This window comes from Rhizobium anhuiense bv. trifolii (assembly GCF_024346605.1).
GTDB classification, from domain to species: Bacteria; Pseudomonadota; Alphaproteobacteria; order Rhizobiales; family Rhizobiaceae; genus Rhizobium; species Rhizobium anhuiense.
In genome coordinates this window covers 1,190,717-1,212,721 of record NZ_CP098801.1, presented here as the reverse complement: position 1 = coordinate 1,212,721, position 22,005 = coordinate 1,190,717, and the positions used below count along the sequence as shown (strand labels likewise).

General features: G+C 62.0%; 20 protein-coding genes. 13 read left to right on the top strand and 7 right to left on the bottom strand.

The window, feature by feature from the left end; translation table 11 throughout:
• The first annotated feature begins 2 nt into the window (after positions 1–2).
• The 7 genes from NE851_RS05830 (at position 3) to NE851_RS05800 (ending at position 7,238) form a co-directional block, all read left to right on the top strand.
• On the top strand, positions 3–974 hold the full coding sequence (locus NE851_RS05830; RefSeq protein ID WP_097630175.1) for a LysR family transcriptional regulator: 972 nt from the start codon (positions 3–5) through the stop codon (positions 972–974).
• Between the two features lie 32 nt (positions 975–1,006).
• Entirely contained in the window at positions 1,007–2,359 is a 1,353-nt protein-coding gene (locus NE851_RS05825) for a cytosine deaminase (RefSeq protein WP_063475718.1), read from the top strand.
• Between the two features lie 325 nt (positions 2,360–2,684).
• Entirely contained in the window at positions 2,685–4,637 is a 1,953-nt protein-coding gene (locus NE851_RS05820) for an AfsR/SARP family transcriptional regulator (RefSeq protein WP_047611942.1), read from the top strand.
• A 106-nt stretch (positions 4,638–4,743) separates the two neighbouring features.
• Positions 4,744–4,887 carry a hypothetical protein gene (locus tag NE851_RS05815; protein ID WP_164735880.1) on the top strand — a complete coding sequence of 48 codons (144 nt, stop codon included), beginning with the start codon at positions 4,744–4,746 and terminating at the stop codon, positions 4,885–4,887.
• Positions 4,888–4,900: 13 nt separating this feature from the next.
• Positions 4,901–6,163, top strand: coding sequence for a YcaO-like family protein (locus NE851_RS05810; RefSeq protein ID WP_183902907.1), 1,263 nt, complete (start codon positions 4,901–4,903; stop codon positions 6,161–6,163).
• On the top strand, positions 6,160–6,903 hold the full coding sequence (locus NE851_RS05805) for a TfuA-like protein (RefSeq protein WP_183907622.1): 744 nt from the start codon (positions 6,160–6,162) through the stop codon (positions 6,901–6,903). The genes NE851_RS05810 and NE851_RS05805 overlap by 4 nt, the downstream gene beginning before the upstream one ends.
• A 68-nt stretch (positions 6,904–6,971) precedes the next feature.
• Positions 6,972–7,238: a hypothetical protein gene (locus NE851_RS05800; protein WP_004668299.1), complete on the top strand. Its 267-nt coding sequence runs from the start codon at positions 6,972–6,974 to the stop codon at positions 7,236–7,238.
• A 37-nt stretch (positions 7,239–7,275) separates the two neighbouring features.
• On the opposite strand, the gene NE851_RS05795 is transcribed toward NE851_RS05800, so the two are convergent.
• The 6 genes from NE851_RS05795 to NE851_RS05770 form a co-directional block, all read right to left on the bottom strand.
• Positions 7,276–7,680, bottom strand: a complete 405-nt coding sequence (locus NE851_RS05795; RefSeq protein ID WP_028759063.1) for a helix-turn-helix domain-containing protein — start codon at positions 7,678–7,680, stop codon at positions 7,276–7,278.
• A gap of 352 nt (positions 7,681–8,032) precedes the next feature.
• Entirely contained in the window at positions 8,033–8,869 is an 837-nt protein-coding gene (locus NE851_RS05790) for an amidohydrolase family protein (RefSeq protein WP_254955506.1), read from the bottom strand.
• Between the two features lie 112 nt (positions 8,870–8,981).
• Entirely contained in the window at positions 8,982–9,593 is a 612-nt protein-coding gene (locus NE851_RS05785) for an ATP-dependent Clp protease proteolytic subunit (RefSeq protein ID WP_183905594.1), read from the bottom strand.
• Between the two features lie 41 nt (positions 9,594–9,634).
• Entirely contained in the window at positions 9,635–9,994 is a 360-nt protein-coding gene (locus NE851_RS05780; RefSeq protein WP_028759066.1) for an SRPBCC family protein, read from the bottom strand.
• Complete coding sequence (locus tag NE851_RS05775) at positions 9,991–10,305, bottom strand: ArsR/SmtB family transcription factor (protein WP_254955505.1); 315 nt, start codon at positions 10,303–10,305, stop codon at positions 9,991–9,993. Before NE851_RS05775 ends, NE851_RS05780 begins: the two co-directional genes overlap by 4 nt.
• A 70-nt stretch (positions 10,306–10,375) precedes the next feature.
• Positions 10,376–11,161, bottom strand: coding sequence for an IclR family transcriptional regulator (locus NE851_RS05770; RefSeq protein WP_047611921.1), 786 nt, complete (start codon positions 11,159–11,161; stop codon positions 10,376–10,378).
• A gap of 315 nt (positions 11,162–11,476) precedes the next feature.
• Between NE851_RS05770 and NE851_RS05765 the strand changes: the two genes are divergently transcribed.
• From NE851_RS05765 to NE851_RS05755, 3 genes are all read left to right on the top strand, one after another.
• Positions 11,477–12,211 (top strand): SDR family oxidoreductase, encoded by a 735-nt coding sequence (locus tag NE851_RS05765; protein ID WP_047611919.1) that lies wholly within the window; start codon positions 11,477–11,479, stop codon positions 12,209–12,211.
• Positions 12,212–12,422: 211 nt separating this feature from the next.
• Positions 12,423–13,700 (top strand): L-fuconate dehydratase, encoded by a 1,278-nt coding sequence (locus NE851_RS05760; protein ID WP_254955504.1) that lies wholly within the window; start codon positions 12,423–12,425, stop codon positions 13,698–13,700.
• Positions 13,701–13,922: 222 nt separating this feature from the next.
• A complete protein-coding gene (locus NE851_RS05755) occupies positions 13,923–16,502 on the top strand; it encodes a caspase family protein (RefSeq protein WP_254955503.1) in 2,580 nt (859 codons plus the stop codon).
• 412 nt (positions 16,503–16,914) lie between these two features.
• On the opposite strand, the gene NE851_RS05750 is transcribed toward NE851_RS05755, so the two are convergent.
• A complete protein-coding gene (locus NE851_RS05750; RefSeq protein ID WP_254955502.1) occupies positions 16,915–18,522 on the bottom strand; it encodes an NHL repeat-containing protein in 1,608 nt (535 codons plus the stop codon).
• 151 nt (positions 18,523–18,673) lie between these two features.
• Between NE851_RS05750 and NE851_RS05745 the strand changes: the two genes are divergently transcribed.
• The 3 genes from NE851_RS05745 (at position 18,674) to NE851_RS05735 (ending at position 21,996) form a co-directional block, all read left to right on the top strand.
• The gene (locus NE851_RS05745) at positions 18,674–19,264 is read left to right on the top strand and encodes a hypothetical protein (RefSeq protein ID WP_047613358.1); all 591 of its coding nucleotides are present in this window, start codon (positions 18,674–18,676) and stop codon (positions 19,262–19,264) included.
• Between the two features lie 192 nt (positions 19,265–19,456).
• Complete coding sequence (locus NE851_RS05740) at positions 19,457–19,834, top strand: hypothetical protein (RefSeq protein WP_097596037.1); 378 nt, start codon at positions 19,457–19,459, stop codon at positions 19,832–19,834.
• A gap of 212 nt (positions 19,835–20,046) precedes the next feature.
• Positions 20,047–21,996 (top strand): DUF4384 domain-containing protein, encoded by a 1,950-nt coding sequence (locus tag NE851_RS05735; RefSeq protein WP_097622409.1) that lies wholly within the window; start codon positions 20,047–20,049, stop codon positions 21,994–21,996.
• Positions 21,997–22,005 lie beyond the last annotated feature (9 nt).

Sequence of the window (22,005 nt, the reverse complement as noted above, 5' to 3'; positions counted from 1 at the left end):
CGTTGAAGATGGGCCGTTGCGGTGACATCGTGGAACGGTCAATCCGACTCCCGTCAGGCAACGGACCCATCATGCTTCATGGACGCGCGCTGCGTTATATAGACGAGGTGGCCCGACAGGGCTCCATCCGCAAGGCGGCAAGGACATTGCATGTCGCCGCCTCCGCGGTGAACCGCTATATCCTGGAGCTTGAGGAAGAGCTGCAGGCACCCATTTTCGAGCGCCTGCCGCGCGGCCTGAAGCTCACGAGTTCCGGCGAAATCCTCATCCAGCACATTCGCGAGACACTGCAGGCGCATCAGCGGATGCGGTCGCAGATCCAGTCCCTCAAGGGGCTCAATCGCGGCGAGGTGGCGCTGGCGACCATGGCAACGCTCGCTGCGGGTCGGATTGCCGAAATCGTTGCCGCTTACCGAGAAGAACATCCGCAGGTCAGCCTGCGCATCATGGTCGGCGACCGGACGACTGTTGCGGAGATGGTTGCACTCGGCCAGGCCGATATCGCCATTGCCTACAACCTGCCGGACGATACTCGGCTGCAACGCGCCGCCGAATTCCACCATGCGCTGGGAGCCGTCGTGGCGCCCGCCCATCCCCTCGCAAACCGCAGGACCGTGCGCATGTCCGATTGCCTGCTCTATCCGCTGGTTCTGGCGGATCGATCGCTGTCGCTGCGCGAGGTCGTCGAGGCGACTGCCCCGGCGCGTGCCACCCTTGTTCCCGTCGTCGAGACCAATTCGATGGAACTGATGAAGCGCCTTGCCCGGACAACGCCTCACATCACCTTCCTCAACCGGCTCGATGTCGACCGCGAAATGGCGACCGGCGACCTGGTCTTCATTCCGCTGACGGGAACCGGCTCGCTGCAACGGCTGAATATCCTCCACCGCGCCCGCGGCTCGCTTTCGCCCGCAGGCAGCCATTTCATGCAATTCGCGCAGGAGCGTCTGCTCGCCTCGTTTGACGAGAACTGACCGCTCGGTAACCCATCCAATCGAGACTCACCATGAACGATCTTTCGCTGTTTCCCAGCTTTGCCGCCCGTCTGGCGAGACCGGAGCGCATTCGTCTTGCGAAGGCGCGCGTTCCGGTCGCGCTGCTTGCAAATGACGTGCCTGGTGCTGCGGAGGTGGATCGGGACGGCTCCGCCCTCGTCGATATTCTGGTCGAGAACGGCAAGATCGCCGCGATAACGCCGGCCCTTGCCGATGGTGGCGAAGATGCAGTCGCGCTCGACGGCCGCCACGTCTGGCCGCTTCTGATCGACGCGCACGCCCATCTCGACAAGGGTCACACCATGGGACGTGCGCCCGATTCCGGCGGCACGCATCCCGGCGCGCGCGCCGCGACGACGGCGGACCGGCTTGCCCACTGGAATGCCGACGATCTCCTGCGACGGATGGAATTCGGTCTTGCAACGGCCGACGCCCATGGCGTGGCCGCTATCCGCACCCATCTCGACAGCCACGAGGGGCAGGCGGAAATCACCTGGAGCGCATTTGCCGAAATGCGCGAACGTTGGAAAGGCCGCATCACCTTGCAGGCTGCCGGCCTCGTGCCGCTCGATGCCTATCGCGGCGACTATGGCGCCCGCCTTGCCGATATCGTTGCCGCCCACGGCGGCTTGCTCGGCGGCGTCACCCGCGCCTCCGGGGGCACCCATGGGGCAGGCCTCGACGATATCGATCTGCTGCTCGACCGGTTGTTTGCGCTGGCCAAGGAACGGGGACTGGATGTCGATCTCCATGTCGACGAGGCGGCACAGGCGGATTCCCTGCCGCATGTGGCACGTGCCGCCATCCGCCACGGTTACGAGGGGCGCGTGACATGCGGCCACTGCTGTTCGCTTGCGCTTCTGGGCGAGCAAGAATTGCGGGACACGATCGCGCTGATCGCCGATGCCGGCCTCTCGATCATCACGCTGCCAACCGTCAACATGTATCTCCAGGATCGCGAAGACGGCCGCACGCCGCGCTGGCGCGGGGTCACGCCCGTGCAGGAATTGCAGGCGGCTGGCATTCCGGTCGCCGCGGCCGGCGACAATTGCCGCGATCCGTTCTTTGCCTATGGCGATCACGACATGCTGGACACCTGGCGGCAAGCGGTGCGCATCCTTCATCTCGACCACCCTTACGCGGATGCGCCCGCTCTTGCCGGCCCGGCACCTGCTGGCGTCATGGGCATCGACGTCGGTACGATCGGCGCCGGTCGGCCGGCAGACCTGATGATCCTCGAAGCCTGGAGCCTCGACCAGGTTATCGCCCGTCCGCACTCCGACCGCGTCCTCCTCCGCAAGGGGATCTTCGCCAACAGGACATTGCCCTCCTACAGCATGCTCACAGATTTCCCGACCCCTTGAGCCGCTCCCTGGGAGACAAAAAACGGACCGGCGAAGCCCACATCAAGACGCTTGGCCTGTAGCGCGGCGCCGATTTTGTCGGGGACAGCCCGTAATACGGGCCGTCGTTTGCTCAATAACCTGCCGCCAGGGAACGCAAGCCGCATCCTCACGGAAGTGTTGGCAAAGCATCTTCTCGGCGAGCGACATGCGAAAATGCAAATAATCGATGAAATTTCTTCTTTTTTATAGCAAAGCCGCTATGCGCGGCGGCTTTATAGCTTTAACATGATGTCTTGACCGCCGGTGCGTTTGCGCGCCTTGGCTTTCGGGGGTGAGAACCGAGATGCAACGGACATCCGGGCAAATGTCGACGAACAGGCTGTGCCTGCTCGGAAGACCGCGATTGCTGGCGGCGGGGAAGGAACTCCCCTTGCCGGAGAAGTCTTATTTTCTTCTCGCCATGCTCGCTGCCGAAGCCGATCTCGAACTCGACCGCGAAACCGTCAGGCGGCAACTCTGGCAATCGGAGCTGCCGGAAAAGCGGGCAGGTAGTCTGCGCCAGCTCCTGGCGCGCATCGAACAGAGCATTCCCGCCGACCTTCCGCCGCTGCTGGCCGCGACCCGAACCCATATCGGCCTTGCCGCCGGCTGGGAGGTCGATGTTCATATCCTGAAACAGAAAGGGCCGCTCGCACCCGAAGACGGCGGCCTCCTGAACGGCGAATTGCTCGAAGGCGTCAAATCGCCGACGCAGGGCGCCGAGGACTGGCTGACCTTCGAGCGCCAGCGCATCGACGAATTGCGCTCCACCCATCTCGCCCGGCTGGTCGAAACATCAGACGATAGATCTGATGAAGAGCAGGTCACGCTTGCCAGGCGCCTGCTGGAACTCGATCCTGCCAGTGAGACTGCTTATCGTGCCCTGATGCGCACCTATGTCAGGATGAACGATCCGGCAGCGGCGCGTCAGGCCTATCTGAAGTGCAAAAGCCAGCTGAAGGACGACTTCGACACCGAGCCGGAGGAAAGCACCACCGCTCTTGCCCGCGAACTGAACCTGGTGCCGGCGGCACAAGCGGCTTCAGGTCATTCTCAGCCGGGGCCGAACCTCGCGATCACTCTGCTCGGTCAGCCGCGCATCATCATCCTGCCGCCGGAAAGCATTTTTACCGATCCGCTGATGGAGCGCGTCGGCAGGGCGCTTCTCGAAGACGTCACCATCGGCCTCAGTCAGCAGCGCGGCTTCAAGGTGATCGCGGCGCATACGAGTCTGGAAATCCTCAGCCGTTCGATCGATCCGTCGCGCGCCGTGTCCGGTCCGCTCGACCTCAGCTTCGACTATGCGGTCTACGTCACCATCCAGGGTCGCGACGAGGATGTCTTTGCGACCTGCCGCCTGACACGGACGACGACATCGGAGGTGATCTGGGCCATCGAGTTGCCGCTGGTCATGCAGAAGATCAGCGAATCCTTCGCGCATCTGACGCGGCGCATCGTTTCCTCGCTCGCCGACACGATCGAGCGCCACGAACTGGCGATGCCGATCGGCGAGGCGCCGCCGTCCGCCTATCGTCTCTATCTGGAAGGCAAGCGGCTGATCGCCCAGACCGATCTGCAGCATCTGCGCCAGGCGCGCAAATGGTTCAAATCCTCGCTCAATCGTTATGAGCATTTCTCGGCTGCGCATGCCGGCGTGTCGCGCGCGCTCGGTATGGAATGGCTGATTCGCGGCATGCGCGACAAGGAACTGCTCGATGAGGCGAACGGCGCTGCCCGGCAGGCGCAGCAGTCCGACCCGAACAGCGGCCGGGCCTACCGCGAGCTCGGATTCGTGGCGCTCTATCGCCGCCGCTTCGACGAAAGCCTGGAATATTTCCAGCAGGCCCAGGATCTCAATCCCAATGATGCCGACATCCTCGCCGATTTCGCCGACGCGCTTTCCCATGATGGCGATTTCGATCGGGCGCTGGAGCTCAGCCGCGCGGCCTTCAAACTCAATCCGCTGCCGCCGGACTATTATTACTGGAACCTCGGCGGCATCCATTTCATGCGCGAAGAGTATGAAATGGCGATCGAGGCGCTGGAACCGGTGAAGGCCAAGCAGGCAACCGCCCGCCTGCTCGCCGCCTCGCATGCTATGGCGGGCGATACGGCCAAGGCCAGGAATTATGCCAGGGTGGTGCTGGAAAACTTCCCCGATTTCCGCAGCGAGGATATCCGCCATTTCGTCCCCGATCGCGATCCCGCCTATACCGAACCGCTGATACAGGGCCTGCATCTTGCCGGTCTTCCCTGATTGCGCGGCCTTTTAACGAAGCCTGTAACGCTTAAATGACGCAGGTAATGTTTCCCTCTGATGGTTAACGGCAGCAAGGCGCTGCCCAACCAATCGGAGATGGAACATGAAGACGAATGCTGAAAGCACTGCAGTTCAGACACCGTCGCTGCGCTTCTCTGCAGCTGCCAGAGCAGCCATGAAGCAGGATGAACTCAACGTTTCCGCCAATGCGCTCGAGAGCCTGACGCATGCGCTGAGGTTCCGCTAAGGAACAAATCGGTATGTCCGCTTTCACCGACCTTGAAACGCTTGCCGGTGACCTCAAACGATCATCGGCAGGCGTCAGCGATTATCATGACCGCGCCGTCACGCCGGCGCAGACCTTCGCGGCCATCAGGCCGCATCTGCGCGATTTCGGCATCACCCGCGTCGGTCTGTTGACCGCGCTCGACGTCCTGAACATCCCCGTCGCCTTCGCAACGAGGCCGAACAGTCATACGCTCTCGGTCTTTCAGGGCAAGGGCATCGACAACGAGGCCGCCATGACCTCGGCGGCGATGGAGGCGGTCGAGACGCGGATCGCCGAAATTGCCCCCGCCGACCTGACGCAGGCGACCGTCGAAAGCATGCGGGCGGAGCGTGCCGCCATGATCGACCTCGACAATGTCGCACGCTGCGCGCCCGACGAGATCGGCAGCCGTCCCATTCCCTGGTGCTCCGGGCTCGACATCCTGTCCGGCAGCAGCGTCTTCGTACCCTGGTGGCTTGTCGGTCTCGACCATCGCGGCGAGAGGCCGCCGGGCTTCGAGCAGTCGAGCGATGGGCTGGCCTCCGGCAACACGCCGTCCGAGGCGGTCCTGCATGGGCTTTGCGAGCTGGTGGAGCGCGACGCCTGGGCCCTGACCCAGCTGAAATCGCCGGAGCGCCTGAAGGAAAGCCGCATCGACCCGGCCTCCTTCGGCGATGCGGTGATCGACGTCATGACCGACCGGATCACCCGCGCCGGCATGAAACTGCTGTTGCTCGACATGACAACGGATATCGGTATTCCCGCCTTTCTGGCCGTCATCATGCCTGGCAATCTTTCCGACCGTGTCGACGCACGCTGGTCGCATGTCTGCGGCGGTTGCGGCTGCCACCCCGATCCCGTGCGCGCCGCGCTGCGCGCCATCACCGAAGCGGCGCAGAGCCGGCTGACTGCGATTGCCGGCAGCCGCGACGATTTCTCGCCGCGCATCTATCAGCGGCTCGACAGGAGTGCGGCGATGCAGCAGGTGGTCGAACTGTGCGAGGGCGACGGCCGGATGCGCCCGTTCCAGCCCCGTCATCACCGCAAGGCGACGATCCAGGAGACCATCGGCCATATTGCCGACCGGCTGGTGGCCACCGGCATCGAGCAGATCGTCGTCGTGCCGTTTCCGCACCCGGCCCTGCCGGTCTCCGTCGTCAGAGTGATCGTGCCCGGCCTGGAGGTCGATATCTCAGGCCAGTACATCCAGCTCGGCATGCGCGCCGTCAACACCATAAGAGGAGCCGAATCATGAAGGTGCTGTTCGTCGGCCCGAGCCTGGGCAGCGATCTTGCCGCGGCAAGGGCGATGTCTTCCTGCATCGACTTCCGGCCGCCGGCCGCCGCCGGCGACATTCTGAAAGCCGTTGAGGACGGCGCCACCGCGATCGGCCTCGTCGACGGCTATTTCGGCGATCTGCCTTCGGTCTGGCACAAGGAAATTCTGTACGCGCTCGAACACGATGTCGCCGTTGCCGGCGGCGCCAGCATGGGCGCGTTGCGGGCAGCCGAATGCGCCCCCTTCGGCATGGTCGGGCTCGGCTCGATCTTCGAGGATTATGAGTCCGGGCGGCTGCTCGACGACGAGGCCGTCGCGCTGGTGCATGCGCCGCAGGAACTTGGCTGGCTGCCGCTTTCCGTGCCCTGGGTCGATTTCGAGCCGACGATCGATGCGCTTTACGCCAGCGGCGAGATTTCACCCGGCGAGCGCAAGAAGCTTCTGCTTGCCGGCCGTTTCCTGCATTTTTCCGAGCGCACCTATGCGAAGGTGGCCGACGAGTGCCATTTCCGTAAACCGCGCCGCGACCACATCCTCGCCGCCATTCGCGGCAACCGCGTCGAGCGCAAGCGCAACGACGCGCGGCTGGTATTGGAATGGCTGCGCAGGGACAAATTCCTTCCCGTCAACCGTGACTGGCGCTTTGCCGCAACCTCGCACTGGGAGCTCCTGCACGCCGAAGTCACGCGCAATGCGGTTGCTGTAACGCTTGAATAACGGTCGCGGCACAAAGATGCAGTAGTGGATGGAATCGTAGGGTTTCACGGCCAACGAAGGCGGGAACGATGTTTGAACAACACAACGAAGGTACAGGCAGCGAATACGCAAGGATCTTCCGGCTGCTGTCGGCAGCCAAGGAGGAGGCTGAAAAGCTTCAGCTGCGTAATCTGATGCACCTGACGAACATGGCGCTGCTGCAGGTCGTTATCGATTGGGACGGCATAGATCCCGACAGGGAGCTTGACGTCAATCTCGAGAAGCTGCTCGGCAGCAAAGCCAAGATCGCAATGAAGGATGCCAGCGAGAATCTAATTCTGATCGATCGCCATTGACCCTCATGCGGCCCGTTGGATTGCGTGAAGGACCGGTTTATTCGGCCGCGTCAGCGTCCAACTGTTCGGTGTTGGCGATCGCCTGGACGAGCTTCAGAATCTTCTTGCGAAGAGCTTCGTTCTTGATCGAAAAGAACGCCGCATTGAGAAGGACGCCTTCGCGCGAAATAACGAATTCCTCGCTTGGAGCAGGGTTGTCGTTGGCCGTAGCAGGGGTCGACAGGTCGTCGAAAAACGTCCTGACATCGACCTTCAGCGCGCCGGCGATTTCGACCAGCATGCTGGCGGAAACGCGGTTGGAACCCTTTTCGTATTTCTGGATCTGCTGGAACGTTACGCCGACACGATCTCCCAGTTCCGTCTGAGAAACTTTCCTCAACAGACGCTGGATGCGGATCGTCTTTCCGACGTGAACATCTACTGAGTGCGGTTCTTCTTTCATTTATTTCCCTCCTGATACAGCGGAGATCAGGCCATTTGCCATATCTCCGCCTGACAACTTTTACCCGAGATGAATAAAGCTAGCAATTGCTCGGTTGTAAGTCGTCCCAAACCGATACAACGCGTCTGCGTCATTATCTCACCACACATCACCAGCAAAAAACATGCCAAAGTAGCACTTTTGCCGGGCACGTCATTATTTTCGTGATGTTGACGCCTGTCGGCGGGGCGTGTGCAGCGAATCCGGGGGTGATATGCATAAAAACAATGAGCGAAGAGCGTTGCCTCACCCGGTCCATGCAAATGCGCTTTAAGTCTTTGATAACCACTGCGCTCTTTTGGGGTGGTGCTTTTTAGAACGCCCAGAGACGCTGCGCATTGGCGAAAAGCAGCTTCGAGCGCTCGGCCTCATCAACGCCGGAAAGCATAGCATGGGTCGCCGCGACCCAGGTGGAGAGGCCGCCGCCGAGCGTGCAGACCGGCCAGTCGCTGCCCCAGACGACACGATCCCATCCGAAACTTGCGATCACATGTTCGATATAGGGCCGCAGCGTTTGCGCGGTCCAGGTCTCGGCATCCGCATAGGCAACGACGCCCGAGACCTTGCAGACGACGTTCGGCCGCCGGGCAATTTCGGATATGCCGGCCTTCCAGGGCTCAAAGGCATTCGAGCGGATATCGGGCACGCCGCAATGGTCGAGCACGAACTGCACATCGGGCGCGAGATCGACGAGGGCCGCCACCCGGCCTGCCTGATGCGGCAAGGTGCAGAGGTCGAAGGTCAGGCCGCTGCCGCCGATGCGCCGGATGTTTTCGCGGAACAGGGCGCCTTCGGAGACGTCGTCGGGCACGACATGCAGCACGCGGCGGAACCCCTTGACGAAGGGATCGGCCTTCTGTCGCTCGAGATAGGCGGCAAAACCTTGCTCCTCCGGTCGGCAGGAGACGATGGCGCCGGCAAGCAGACTGCCTTCCTTTTTGGAGATGCCGGCGACGTGATCGGTCTCGGCCTGCATGGCGGCGGGATCGACGTCGACCTCCATATGCAGCGCCGTGGTGATGCCGCAGCGCCGGGCCTCAGTCGCATAGGTCTCGTAGAGGAAATCACGATCGAGAGCGGGCGCCTGGGAAAGCCAGGGATAGGGCAGCGCCGACCGATCGATGATGTGCAGATGGGTGTCGATGAACACGCTCTCTCCTCCAAGAGTGGTTTTGCGGCAACCTACCCCTGGCGAATGGATTGTTCAAATAGAAATTCCCGGCGGTCAAAAATTCCAACTTTTGTTGGATTTCCGCGACAGCTTATAGGCTGGCCGTGTCTTCCCGAACCGATAGAATACGGTCGATAAGACCCCATTCCACTGCTTCTTCCGCCGTCATGAAGCGGTCGCGATCCATCCCGCGCTCGAAGTCTTCATAGGAGCGTCCGCAATGCTGCGCATAGAGCCGCGTCATGCGCTGCTTGGTCTTGAGGATTTCTTCGGCGTGAATCAGCATGTCCGAAGCCTGCCCTTGGAAGCCACCGGAGGGCTGGTGAATGAGGATGCTGGCGTTGGGCAATGCAGCTCTTTCACCGGCCTCGCCTGCCATCAGCAGGAACGATCCCATTGACCGGGCTGTCCCCATGCAAAGCGTATGAACCGGCGCGCGGATAAAGCGCATGGTGTCATACAGGGCGAGGCCGCTGGTCACGGCACCGCCCGGCGAATTGATGTAAAGATTGATCGGCTTCTTTGGATTCTCGGCTTCAAGAAACAGCAATTGCGCGCAGACAAGGGCGGAAACGGTATCGTTAACCTCGCCGTTGAGGAAAATGATGCGTTCGCGCAGAAGACGGGAGTAAATGTCAAAAGACCTCTCTCCTCTGCTGGATTGTTCTATGACCATAGGGACGAGTTGCATCGCTTCGCGCATCGGCGAACTCCAATCTTCCAGAATTTAAGGGGCTTGCCGCGTCAGGCGGCGAGCATGACGGGCGGACTGTTGCTGTTCGCGGCCGCTTTCGCCATCCGGTCGAGCCTCGCGTCGGTCAGTTCGTGGATAATGCGCAGGCGGGTGCCGCCGGTCGCGTTCGGGACGATCGTGAACGTCACCGAGCTTTCAAGGAAAGGTGGAGCGTTGTCGCGCAGGCTATAACGGACTTCCTCGCCAGGTGTGATAGTGGCCGGTTCGGGATCGGCCAAAGCGTCTTTTGGTAACCAGTTTTCCCGAAATTCGGGGATGCTGATTGCACGCCAGACTTTGTGCGGCGGTTCATCCAGATCGAATTCCAGTTCGATGCCGTCTTTATGCTCGGTGGCCTTTCCGTCGTTCATTGGTCCATATCCTTCAGCAAGACCTTGAGAGCTTCGATGCGGGCAGGCCAGTAGGCACGATATTTCGCCAACCATTGCGCGATGAGAGCCAGTCCCTCCGGATTGACTTCGTAATTCACGAAACGCCCCTGCCGTTCTTCCCTCACGAGCTTTGCGCTCCGCAAAACCGAGAGATGTTGCGACATTGCCGGTTGACTGATCTCCATGCCCGCGCGCAAGGCGCTGGCGTTCATGCCGCCCGCCGCCAGCTTCTCGAAGATCGCGCGGCGGGTTGGGTCGGCCAAGGCTCGGAAAATGTCATTCTCGATCATGCCGACACATAAGCACGAACTTATGCAATTCGCAAGTCTGCTTCGCGACGGGCTTTTCCGAGGGGACCCGTCAGCCGGAATGGCCGACATCGGCGCCGGCGAGCAGCGAAAGCTGGGCGGCGGTCTTCTGCACCAGCATGATCGTCTGGGTGATATCGGGCGCGGACGGCGCATTGACGAGCGCGATGAACGGGCAGGTGAGGGCGGCGATGCAGCGTCGGTCCGGCCCGAGCACCGGGGCGGAAAGATTGTAGACGCCCGCCGTCTGGGCGCTTGCCATCATCTCGTAGCCGCGCTCGCGGATCTGCTCGAGGCGGTCGTAGAATTCGGGCCCGAGTTCGATGTCGGCGCGGCTGCGCACATGTTCCGAGATCATCATCTCCCGCTCCTCCTCGCTGCGGAAGGCGAGCAGCACATGCCCCGAACCGGTGTCGAAGAGGCTGATATGGGCGCCGATGCGGATCGAGAACCCCCAATAGTCAGGTGCCTCCTGTTGAGCGATGACAACCGCCGCACCGCGATCGAAGACGGCAAGGTGATTGGCCTGGCGCGTGCGCTGGGCGAGATCGCGCATCAGCGGCGTGGCATAGGAGGCGAGCCGGCGCACCGGCGCGTGCAACTGGGCAAGACCGAAGAGCTTCAATGTCAGCGAATAGCGATCGCCGTCCAGCCGGGTGACGTAACCGCGGCGCACCAGGCGATCGAGCATGCGGTAGAATTCATTGGGGCTGCGGTCGAGCCGCTTGGCGATATCGGCCTGGGTGAGGCCGGTATCGACACCGGCGAGCAGTTCCAGGATATCGAGGCCCTTGTCGAGGGCAGGAGCGCGGTAGCGGTCTGACTCGTCGGTCTCCATTCCTTCCTCCTGTGAATACCATTCTGCATATACGCAGAACTGCAGCCGGAAAAGGAAAACTTCACGCTTGACCCTTGGCCAATCGTCTGTTTGTCTATAAACAGACAAATCATGACTGAAGACGTCGCCCGATATCAGGTGAAACCGCGTGGCCTTCCCGGCACCAGGACTGGGCGGCAAGCCGCCAACAATATCTTGCCGGACGACCGTCGAAGCGCGCAAAATGAGAAAAGGCCCGAGCCTCGCCCCCGAGCCTCATCAAGACAAACCGCATTCCGTCGTCCAGCATAGACACTTCCAGAAAAGGCCCGTGATATGACAAACAGACTTTCCGGCAAGACCGTTCTCATCACCGCCGCCGGCCAGGGCATCGGCCGGGCGACGGCGACAGCCTTTGCCGCGGTCGGCGCCAAGGTCCACGCGACCGACATCAACACCGAGGCGCTGGCGACGCTGGCCGCCGAAACCGGCGTTTCCACCCACAGACTGAACGTGCTCGAAGACGATGCGGTCACGGCCCTCGTCGCCGAGATCGGCGCTGTCGACGTGCTGTTTAACTGCGCCGGCTTCGTTCATGCCGGCTCTATCCTCGAGATGAAGGATTCCGATCTCGAATTCGCCTTCGACCTCAACGTCAAGGCGATGATCCGCACCATCCGGGCCGTGCTGCCGGGCATGATCGAACGCAAGGACGGGTCCATCGTCAACATGGCCTCTGTCGCCTCCAGCATCAAGGGCGTGCCGAACCGCTTCGCTTATGGCGTCACGAAGGCGGCGGTAATCGGGCTCACCAAATCCGTGGCCGCCGATTACGTCGGCCAGGGCATTCGCTGCAACGCCATCTGCCCCGGCACGGTTGAAAGCCCGTCGCTGCAGGACCGCATGCGCGCCCAGGGCGATTACGATGCGGCGCGCGCCGCCTTCATCGCCCGCCAGCCGATGGGCCGGCTGGGCTCGCCGGAGGAGATCGCCGATCTCGCCGTCTATCTCGCCGGCGCGACCTATACGTCGGGCCAGGCGATCGCCATCGACGGCGGCTGGACGATCTGATTGAGAGCAGTTCCAGCAGAAATGCGCAGCGGTTTTCCCAGGCAAAGCGCGAAGCGGTTTTGCCGGGAATTGCGTAAAACAAAGACGTAAAGCGTGAGAAGCGAATCTGAAAGATCGCAACGCGCTTTAGCCGATCACGCGGCCGGCGGCACCGCCGGCCGATCCGGCCGCCGCCATCGGCCCCATACAATTATAATCGGGAGGAACAACCATGACCCGCATCACCGATCTTCGCGTCTTCGATCTTCGCTTTCCCACGTCGCAAAGCCTGGACGGATCCGATGCGATGAACCCCGATCCGGACTATTCGGCCGCCTATGTCATTCTCGATACGGACGCGCCTGATCTTGCCGGCCATGGCCTGACCTTCACCATCGGCCGTGGCAACGACATCTGCTGCATGGCGATCAAGGCGATGCGCCACCTCGTCGTCGGCGCCGATCTTGCCGAGATTCTTGCTCATCCCGGCCGCTTCTGGCGGCATCTGACCAGCGACAGCCAGCTGCGCTGGATCGGCCCGGACAAGGGCGCCATTCATCTGGCGACCGGCGCGGTGGTCAATGCCGTCTGGGATCTGCTGGCCAAACAGGCCGGCAAGCCGGTCTGGCGGCTCGTTGCCGATATGTCGCCGGAAGAGATCGCCGATATCGTCGATTACCGCTACCTCACCGACGTGCTGACCCGCGACGAAGCAGTCGAGATCCTGAAGCGCGCCGAGGCGGGCAAGGCCGAACGTGTCGCCATCCTCGAAAAAGACGGCTATGCCTGCTACACGACTTCGGCCGGCTGGCTCGGCTATGGCGACGAAAAGCTCCGCCGCCTCTGCCAGGAGGCGATCGACGCCGGCTTCGACCATATCAAGATGAAGGTCGGCCGCGACCTGGAAGACGATATCCGCCGCCTCAGGATCGCCCGCGAGGTGATCGGTCCCGATCGTTACCTGATGATCGACGCCAACCAGGTCTGGGATGTCGGCCAGGCGATCGACTGGGTCAAGGCGCTCTCCTTCGCCAAGCCTTTCTTCATCGAGGAACCCACGAGCCCCGATGATGTCGCGGGCCACCGCAAGATCCGCCAGGCGATCAGCCCGGTGAAGGTCGCGACCGGCGAGATGTGCCAGAACCGCATCATGTTCAAGCAGTTCATCGCCGAGGGCGCGATCGACATCGTGCAAATCGATTCCTGCCGCATGGGCGGGCTGAACGAGGTCCTCTCGGTGCTGCTGATCGCCGCCAAGTTCGGTCTGCCGGTCTGGCCGCATGCCGGCGGCGTCGGCCTCTGCGAATATGTGCAGCATCTGTCGATGATCGACTATGTCGCCGTGTCCGGCACCAAGGACGGCCGGGTCATCGAATATGTCGACCATCTGCACGAACACTTCCTCGACCCCTGCCGGATCGAGAACGCCGCCTATATGCCGCCTACCTTGCCGGGCTTCTCTATCGAGATGAAACCGGCCTCGATCAGCAACTATACGTTTCGAGGTTAAGGAAACTTCGCCGCCGCATGTTAAATTCCTGATTTCGACAGTCTTTCTTGTCGATGACGGGCTTCCAATCTGACGGGACTGCTCCAATTCACTTGGAGGCGGCGAAGCTTGCTTTTTGAAGCGCCGAGGAATATTTTCAAACTGTGAATGCGGAGGGGGCCCAGCACCAGCAGGCCAGCAAATTTTATTGAACTCTGGACAATAGATGTTTGCGATCGAGCCATGCCCAAGTTTCACCATGTCAGGAGACTGTGCGCTTATTTGCTGATCGTCGCGGCAATGCTGCTGTCGATCGGCACCGTACATGCCGCCATCACGGAAGAGAGCGGGCGCCGCGTCGCCCTGGTCATCGGCAACTCGGTCTACAAGACGCTGCCTTCGCTTCCCAATCCGGCCAATGACGTCGAGGAGGTCGCGACCACGCTGCGGGCGGCCGGTTTCGACGTGACGATCGGCGTCAATGTCGACCGCATCGGGCTTGAGGATACGGTGCGCCGTTTCCTGCGTTCGACCAGCAATGCCGAGGCCGGCCTGATCTATTATTCGGGCCATGGCATCCAGGTCGGCGGGCAGAATTTCATCGTGCCGGTCGATGCGACCCTGGAGACGCCCTATGACGTCGAGACGCAGACCATGCCGCTCGACCTGATCCTCAACCATCTCAAGCAGAATTCGCGGGTGCAGCTGATCTTCCTCGACGCCTGCCGCAACAATCCCTTCAACGCCCAGAAATTCTGGATGGCCGAAAAGCTGGAACCGGTCGGCGCCACGCGCGGACTGGCCCGCATCGACAGCGATCTCGGCAGCCTGATCGCCTTTTCCACCGAACCGGGCCAGGTGGCGCTCGATGGCACGGGCGCGCTTAGCCCCTATTCCGAATCCTTCATCAAGCGGGCGAGCGAACCCAACAAGGAAATCCGCCAGGTCCTGACCGATGTGCGCCGCGATGTGATCGCCATGACCGGCGGCAAGCAGGTTCCCTGGGAAAACTCATCGCTGACCGACAGCTTCTATTTCATTCCGGCACCGCCGCCCCCGAGCGTCGAGCCGATGCAGCAGGTGAGCGTGCCGGAGGGCGCGGCCGCCACCAAACTGCCGATCGCCCCGCCGCATGACGAGACCGGCGCAGCACTGCTCGTCACCCTCAACCAGCTTCCAAAGACCGGCAAGCTCAGCTTCGACGGCAAACCCGTCGAGCAGGGCGCGAAGGTCCCTGCGGCAGCCCTGACGGCGCTGACCTTTGATTCATCCGGCGTTGCCGCCGGAACCGTCGGCCTGATCGGTTACACCGTCAGCGACCCCTATGGCCAGGCGACCCAAGGCGTGGTGGCAATCACCGTCTCGGCGGATGCCGGCGCCAAGCTCGCCCAGCTCGAACAGCAAAAACAGGCGCGGCTTGCCGATGCCGATGCCTATCTGAAGACCCTACCGCGCGATGTGGACGCAACCATCGGCGTCGGCCCCGTCGAGGCCGGCCTGCCGGCCGTACCGGCATCGGTCGCGGAAATGACCTTCAAGGTCGCGGCGCTGCCCGACAAGGGCACGCTGCGCGCCGGAGACCGGGTGATCGGGCTCGGCCACGTGCTGGAGGCGGCCGATATTTCGACCCTTTCCTACGAGCCACAGATCGGCACGGAAAACCAGCCTTTCGCCCTGACGCTGCAGGCCGCCAATGACGACCTGGCGCCGGCCACCATCACCTTCAAACCGGCGCTCGACGCCTGCGACACCGCGGCCGCGGCACCCCTCGACCTGCAGGGCGTGACCGCCGGAAAACTGCCGAACGAGATCGACCCCGCCTCCGCACTGCCGGCCTGCACGGAGGCGGTCAAGGCCTATCCCAAGGTGGCGCGTTTCGTCTACCAGCTCGGCCGCGCCCAGCTTGCCAACCGCGATACGAAGACGGCTTTTACGACGATCACGAAGGCGATGGATGCCGGGCATGTCCGGGCGATCCAACATCTTTCAAGCATGTACGAAATTGGTGCATCGGTGCCCCGCAATGTCGATAAGGCTGCCGAGATCGTTCAAGTAGCAGCCAAGAAGGGCGATCCTTACGCGTTGCACAGCTTCGGAAACGCTCTGTATTATGGTCGGGGCATCAAAGCCGATCAGCAGCAAGGATTGCGCATGATGCTACAGGCTGCTGATCTCGGCCATACCTATGCCATGAATGCTCTCGGCTACATCTTTCTTAACGGCGTCAATGTTCCGGCCGATCCGGAGCGTGGCATCCGCTTCTACGAGGCCGGGGTTGAACGCAATGACATCTATTCCGAGAATAATCTCGCGTTGGTTTATCGCTTCGGAAAGGGCGTGCCTCAGGATCTTGCTAAGGCACACGACCTTTTCATGCGGGCGGCAGAGGGCGGCCAGCCCTATGCTCCAACCAATCTCGGGCGCATGTACCGCGATGGCATTGGTGTTGCCCCCGACAAGGCAGCAGCGGTGAAATGGCTGGAGATGGGTGCAGAACGAGGTGACTATTGGGGCGCGTTCGATCGCGGCAAACTGGCAAAAGATGAGGGAGCGAATCCCGATACACTTGCAATCGCTGCGCGCTATTTTGCACTCGCGATGGCGGTCAACAGACCGGGCAGCGGCGACCCGAAGAACCAGGCTCTAGCGGAGCTCAAAAGTGTACCTGACGCTGCAAAGAAGAAAGCGGAAGGAGCTTTCGTCTCTGAGCTGACTACTCAGGAATTAAAGGCTCTTCCGAAGACAAAGTCGCTAGACACGAGACTTGTTCAGCTCGCCAAGGCGACATGGGTAAAGCGAAATCCAAGATATGATCTCTTCTAACGCGGAGATTTGGGGGATTCTTCATGACCAGAAAGTTAGTCATTCGTCTACTGCTTAGCTCGACATTCATCATAGGCTCGAGCACATTACTTCAGGGTTGCGTTTTCGACCCTGGCGCCAAGACGCTGTTTACCAGCAAGGAGCCAACCCAAAAGAAAACGCCGACGGCTCGAAGAGTCTCTGCAGGTAATAGGGAAGTGGCTTTTGGCCGGTCAGGTAACGATTCCAGTTCGTCTGGCAATTCCAATTCAGGCAGTTCCGGTTCAAGCAGCTCCTCCGGTTCAAGTGGCTCTTCCAGTTCAAGCGATTCATCGAGCTCTAGTGGAGACGGTGATTCAGACGGCGGCTCTGGTGGCGATACCGGCACTTGGCACTAAGATAGCAACAGACCGGTGACATGACGCTTCCGCCGTCAACCATCCAGCCCCCTGAAGCGCACCGGCTGGTAGCCGCGCATCAGCAGGCTGCCGAGCGAATAGGTGTTGCGGCAGACGCGGCCTTTGCAGGCGTTCGGCGAGGCCTCCATCACCTCCACCTTGCGGTCGTCGGTGAAGCGCATGAACAACAGCACATGCGAGCCGGGCTTGTTCAGCGCGTCGCCCGGCCGCAGCGACCAGGGGTCGGAGAGGCGCTTGGTGATGCCGGGGATGGCGCGCGTCGTCACATGCATCTTCAGGCCCCAGGCGTCGCTGACGAAGCCGGAGCAGTCGACGCCGAGAATGTTGGATTGCGGCGCGCTCTTGGTGCAGACATTGCCGGCGGTCTGGCCCTTTTCCACCCCGCCGATGAAATTCTCGAGCGGCGTCTTGCAGCCCCAGCAATAGGGAACGCCTTTCACCGTCTGGCCGCGCTTGCCGATCAGGTAGATCGGGCGGCGCAGCCGGTTCATGTTGTCGCAGCCAGGCCCGGGATCCTTGCCATAGGCCGTCTGCGTCACCAGCCAGTTCAGCGTCTCGAAGCCGATGGCCCGCTCGATGACGTCGCTGCGCGATTTCGGCACGATCGCCACCTTCGGCGTCTTGCCGGGTTTGCCGGCATTCGGCTGCTTGGCGGGGCTGGCGACGGCAAGCTTGCGGCCGGGCTCCCTGCCGTCGAGCCGCAGCACCTGCGCCCGGCTCTCCAGCGATCTTAAATAGAGCACGTCGCCACGCGGGCCGATCGCCACGAAACGCCTGGAGAATACCGTGCCCGGTTCGATCGGCAGGTCGTAGACCCGGTCCATCGCCCCGTTCGGCGTGAAGCGCACCACCAGCATGCCGGTGCGTTCGGGCCGGTCGGCCGGCACCAGCTCGACCAGCGCATAGGGCCTGCCTGTTGTGTCGATGTCGAGCAGTTCGACGGTGCCGATCCGCCCTTCGGAGGTCAGCTGCAGCGACAGGAAATTCTCCTCCGAGCTGCTGCGCCGCAGCAGGATCTCCGCCTTGTCGTTGGCAGCCGAGACTTCGGCGACGATATCGCCGAGCCCGCGGCTCGGCACATATTGCTTGACCGGCGGGCGGACCTCGGGCCGGCTCACGCTGCGGCCGATCTCGTCGATGATGCTGTTCAGCGGCCCGGGCGATACCGAGCCCATCGAGGCAAAGACCGAGCGGGTGTAGTCGTCGGCATCGCCGCCGCCGTCGACGGCGCGCAGCGTCTGCGACCGACCGTCGGCATCGGTGGCGCGCTCGAGCGGCACGACGCCATCGGACCAGAGGTAGAGTTCGTTGTGGACGACGGCGAGATCCTCCGGCGTGGCATTCTCCGGCAGCGGCAGGATCTCCGGATCGGCCTGCGAACGTTCGGCGTCGACGGCGAGCACGCGGCCGTTGTTCTGGTCGAGAATGTAGATGGTGCCGTCGTCACCGACGGTGATCGCCGCAGGTCCGGATGCCTCCACTTCCTCGTTGGACGAGATGATGCCGACCGAACGCGCGCCGCCGCCGCTGCGAAGCTCTATGATTGTCGTGTCTTTGGCAAAACCTGGCGAGGCGACTGCAAGTGCCGCGGCAAACAGAATATGCGACCCCAAACCACGCATTGCCTCGACCCTCGAAAAGACTGCCAAGCCATTCAAAATGGTAAGATAGATGCGCCCCATCAGCAAGCTGTTGCTTTCCAAACGATTTGGAGATCTGCGCCTGGAATAGTACAAGATCATCGTCTCGAAGATTTGCTGGCAGGAAATGCTTATGCTGGAATGGAACGGTGACGAACTGGCGCTCGACATCAGCCTGCTGGAGCAGGTTCGCGCCGCACGGATAGGTTTTTCCGATCGCGTCTGCGCGGCGTCTGCCAGCAAGGACGACAAACATCTGGCGCAACTGCGCTCCGAGCCGACCTATCTGATGGCCGAGTTCCTCTATTCGATGAAGGTTTTCGGCATCAACACGGCCGAGGATATCGAACGCTTCGCCGATCTGCACAATGACTACGTGGTTTCGCTGACCCGCGATCCGGCCAAGCTGCAGCGCCTGGGGCTGTCGCAGGATCGGGCGCTCGCCTCGATGTTCACCGCCGACACCAAGCCGCGGCTGATCCAGAACTGGGCGGAAAAATCAGGCGCGATCGACCAGTCCAATCTCGCCCGCTTCCTGGTCGCGGTGATGTCGAGCGAGACCTGCCGCAAGACGCTGATCGATTTCGAGACGGCGGGCTTCATGCAGCGCAAGCGCTCGCCCTACGGCACCATGGTCGTCTGGTCGACGGGGATGATCGAGGAGATCTTCGGCGAGATGCTGCGCGACCTGCGCCTCAGTCTGCAGCAATTGAAGATCCTCTAATGCATGTCGCCCGGAAGTGTGCAGCGGTTCCGGGGCAACGACATGCATAAAACAAAGAGCGAAAGCGCCTCTGCCAGTCGATTTCAACCCTCCCAATCGATTGGCGCCAAGCGCCGTTGCCATCCTCCCAGCCTCTCCCTATTGTCGGGGCGCTTGTCGCGTAATGGCGCCCATAAGACGGATGTGACGACGATGACGAAATCCTGGCTCATAACCCTGTCGATCGGCCTGCTGCTGGCGCTGCAAATGCCTGAGCTTAGTCAGGCCGGCCCGGTCGAGGATGCGCTGGCGGCGCGCAACCCCGCGCTGGCAGCGTTGCGCCAGCAGGACGAAAAGGCCTTTGCTGCGGCGACCGCCATCATCGCCGAACATGAGCGCGCCGAGGGGCTGGCGCCCGGCGAAGGCAAGCTGCCCGATGCGACCTCGCCCGGCCGCGACATGGGCGCCGGCCCCGGCAAGGAATTCGCGATCGACAATCCGGATATTCTCTGGCTCTACAATTCCTCGCCCGAGGGAATGAGCGACCTGATCTCGATTTTGAAATCAGCCGGGCAGAAACCCAAGAACTAACCGCATCCCAGCCATCCGAACGGACTATAATAGCCGCCGGATATTGCCGAGCATGAGTCTTGCTTACCTCTTTGCCTTGATGGATTCTTTCGGGCTCCAAATAATTTGTAACCCTCCCTCAAGCAAGACGGGTGAAACCATCCCAATTTCGCCGGTCAGTGCTATTCTCATCTTCAACACAGTGTGAGATTGTTCGAAGAGGAGGTTTTCCAATGCTGAACCGTAAAGCCATCCTAGCAGCAGCCACCTTTCTTTCATTCTTTTCGGTGGTTCCCGCCGTCGAGGCGCAGAACGAACGCACACTGACCGAAGCGCCGGCCCAGACCGGCCCCGTCAGCATCACCTTCGATCGCGCCGAGGCCAAATACGCCATCGGCGAAGTGGTCGGCCTCTTCATCCAGTCGAGCGAAAACGCCTATGTCACGGTGCTGAACGTTTCGCCGAACGGCGCGGTGGTGAAGCTTTTCCCAAACAAGTACCAGACCGATGCGCTCATCGGCGCCGGCAAGCGTGTGCAGGTGCCGGATCCGGCAAGCGGCGCCCGGCTGCAGGTTTCAGGTCCGGTCGGCCAGGAGCAGATCAAGGTCTTCTATTCCTCCAAGCCGCTGACCATCTTCGCCGATCTCGGCGGCAGCGGCAGCGGCATGTTCCGCTCGATCGACGGCGGCATGGATGCCGTGTCCCGCAGCCTTGAGGAAGCCCGCAGCCTCGGCACCAAGATCAGTAGCAAGACGCTGATGCTGACGACGGTCGATAGTCTGCCCGCGGCTCCTCCCGTCGCAGCCGCCCCTGCCGCAAAACCCGCACCGGTCGAGCAGGCGGCAAAGCCGCCCGTTGCGCCGAAACCGGCAGCCGCTCCGAAGCCGGTGACGAAACAGGAAGTTGCCAAGAAGCCGGAAACGGCGGTGGAAAAACCGAAGTCCGCTGCCCCGAAAAAGGTGGCGCCGAAGCCTGTCGAGCAGGCCACCACACAGCCGCCGAAGAAATACAAGATCGTCACCAATCTGGCGCCCGGCCAGGAACTTGCCGCCGACGAACTGGAACTGATCGGCCCTGCCGACACCACCTCGTCCACCCGGCCGACCCAATATAAGCAGCCGACGCAGTACAAGCAGCCGGCCCAGTCTTCTCAGACCAAGATGCCGAAACTGCCGATGCCGCAGATCAAGATGCCGCAATTCAAGCTGCCCGGCGGCTTCAGCATCAAGATGCCGCAGCTGAACCTCGGCCGCTCGGCCGAACCGGATCAGGCCGGCGAGGAGATCGAGGTCGCCAACGCCGATACGCCGGTTTGCACCGCGCTTCTCGACAAGCTGAACACCGCCGTCGCCGCCAAGGATATCACCGCTGCCGCTTCCGAGGCCGATGCGATCGCCGTCAGCGCCGATTGCGGCCAGTTCCAGGTGAATGCCCAGCGCCGCGTCGCAGCCCTCAGGCTTTCCGCCGCGCAGGAGATGATGGCCGCCGATAGACCGGTCGCCGATTACGAACCGCTGCTTGTCGCTGCCGACAGTCCGCAGGTGCTGTGGCAGGCTTCCGCCACGCTCGGCGAGATCTATTTCTCCGCTCGCCGCTTCGCCGATGCCGCCGCCGATTACCAGCAGGCGATCGAGATCATCAAGAACGAGACCCGCACGCCGAAGGCGCCGCCGGCCGAAACGATTTCCGATCTCATCCAGCGCGCCGCCCAGGCCCGCATCCTTGCCGCGAATCCTTCGAGCGACAATCCGCAAGGCAGCTTCGTGCCGGCCGAGAAGGATCACCGCAGCGGCGTGCTCGGCGGCATCTATTCCGAGAATGTCCGCGGCATCGTGCCGGTCTCCATTCCGGTGCCGATCACCTTCGATTTCGACAAGTCGAGCTTCACCTCGATCGGCACCGAGGCCGCCGAGGAACTGCTGGAAGCGCTGAAGGAGCAGAAGCCCGGCCGCATCATCCTCGTCGGCCATACCGACCGGCGCGGCGCTGACGATTATAATCAGAAGCTGTCCGAGCGCCGCGCCCAGGCCGTCGCCGATTTCCTGAAGAGCCACGGCATCGACGCGACGATCGATGCCGAGGGCCGCGGCGCCTCCGAGCCGGTCGACGTGACGGCAACGGCAAACCTCACCGAAGACGATGTCGATGCGCTGAACCGGCGCGTCGAATGGCGTCGCGAATAGCCGCGGCGA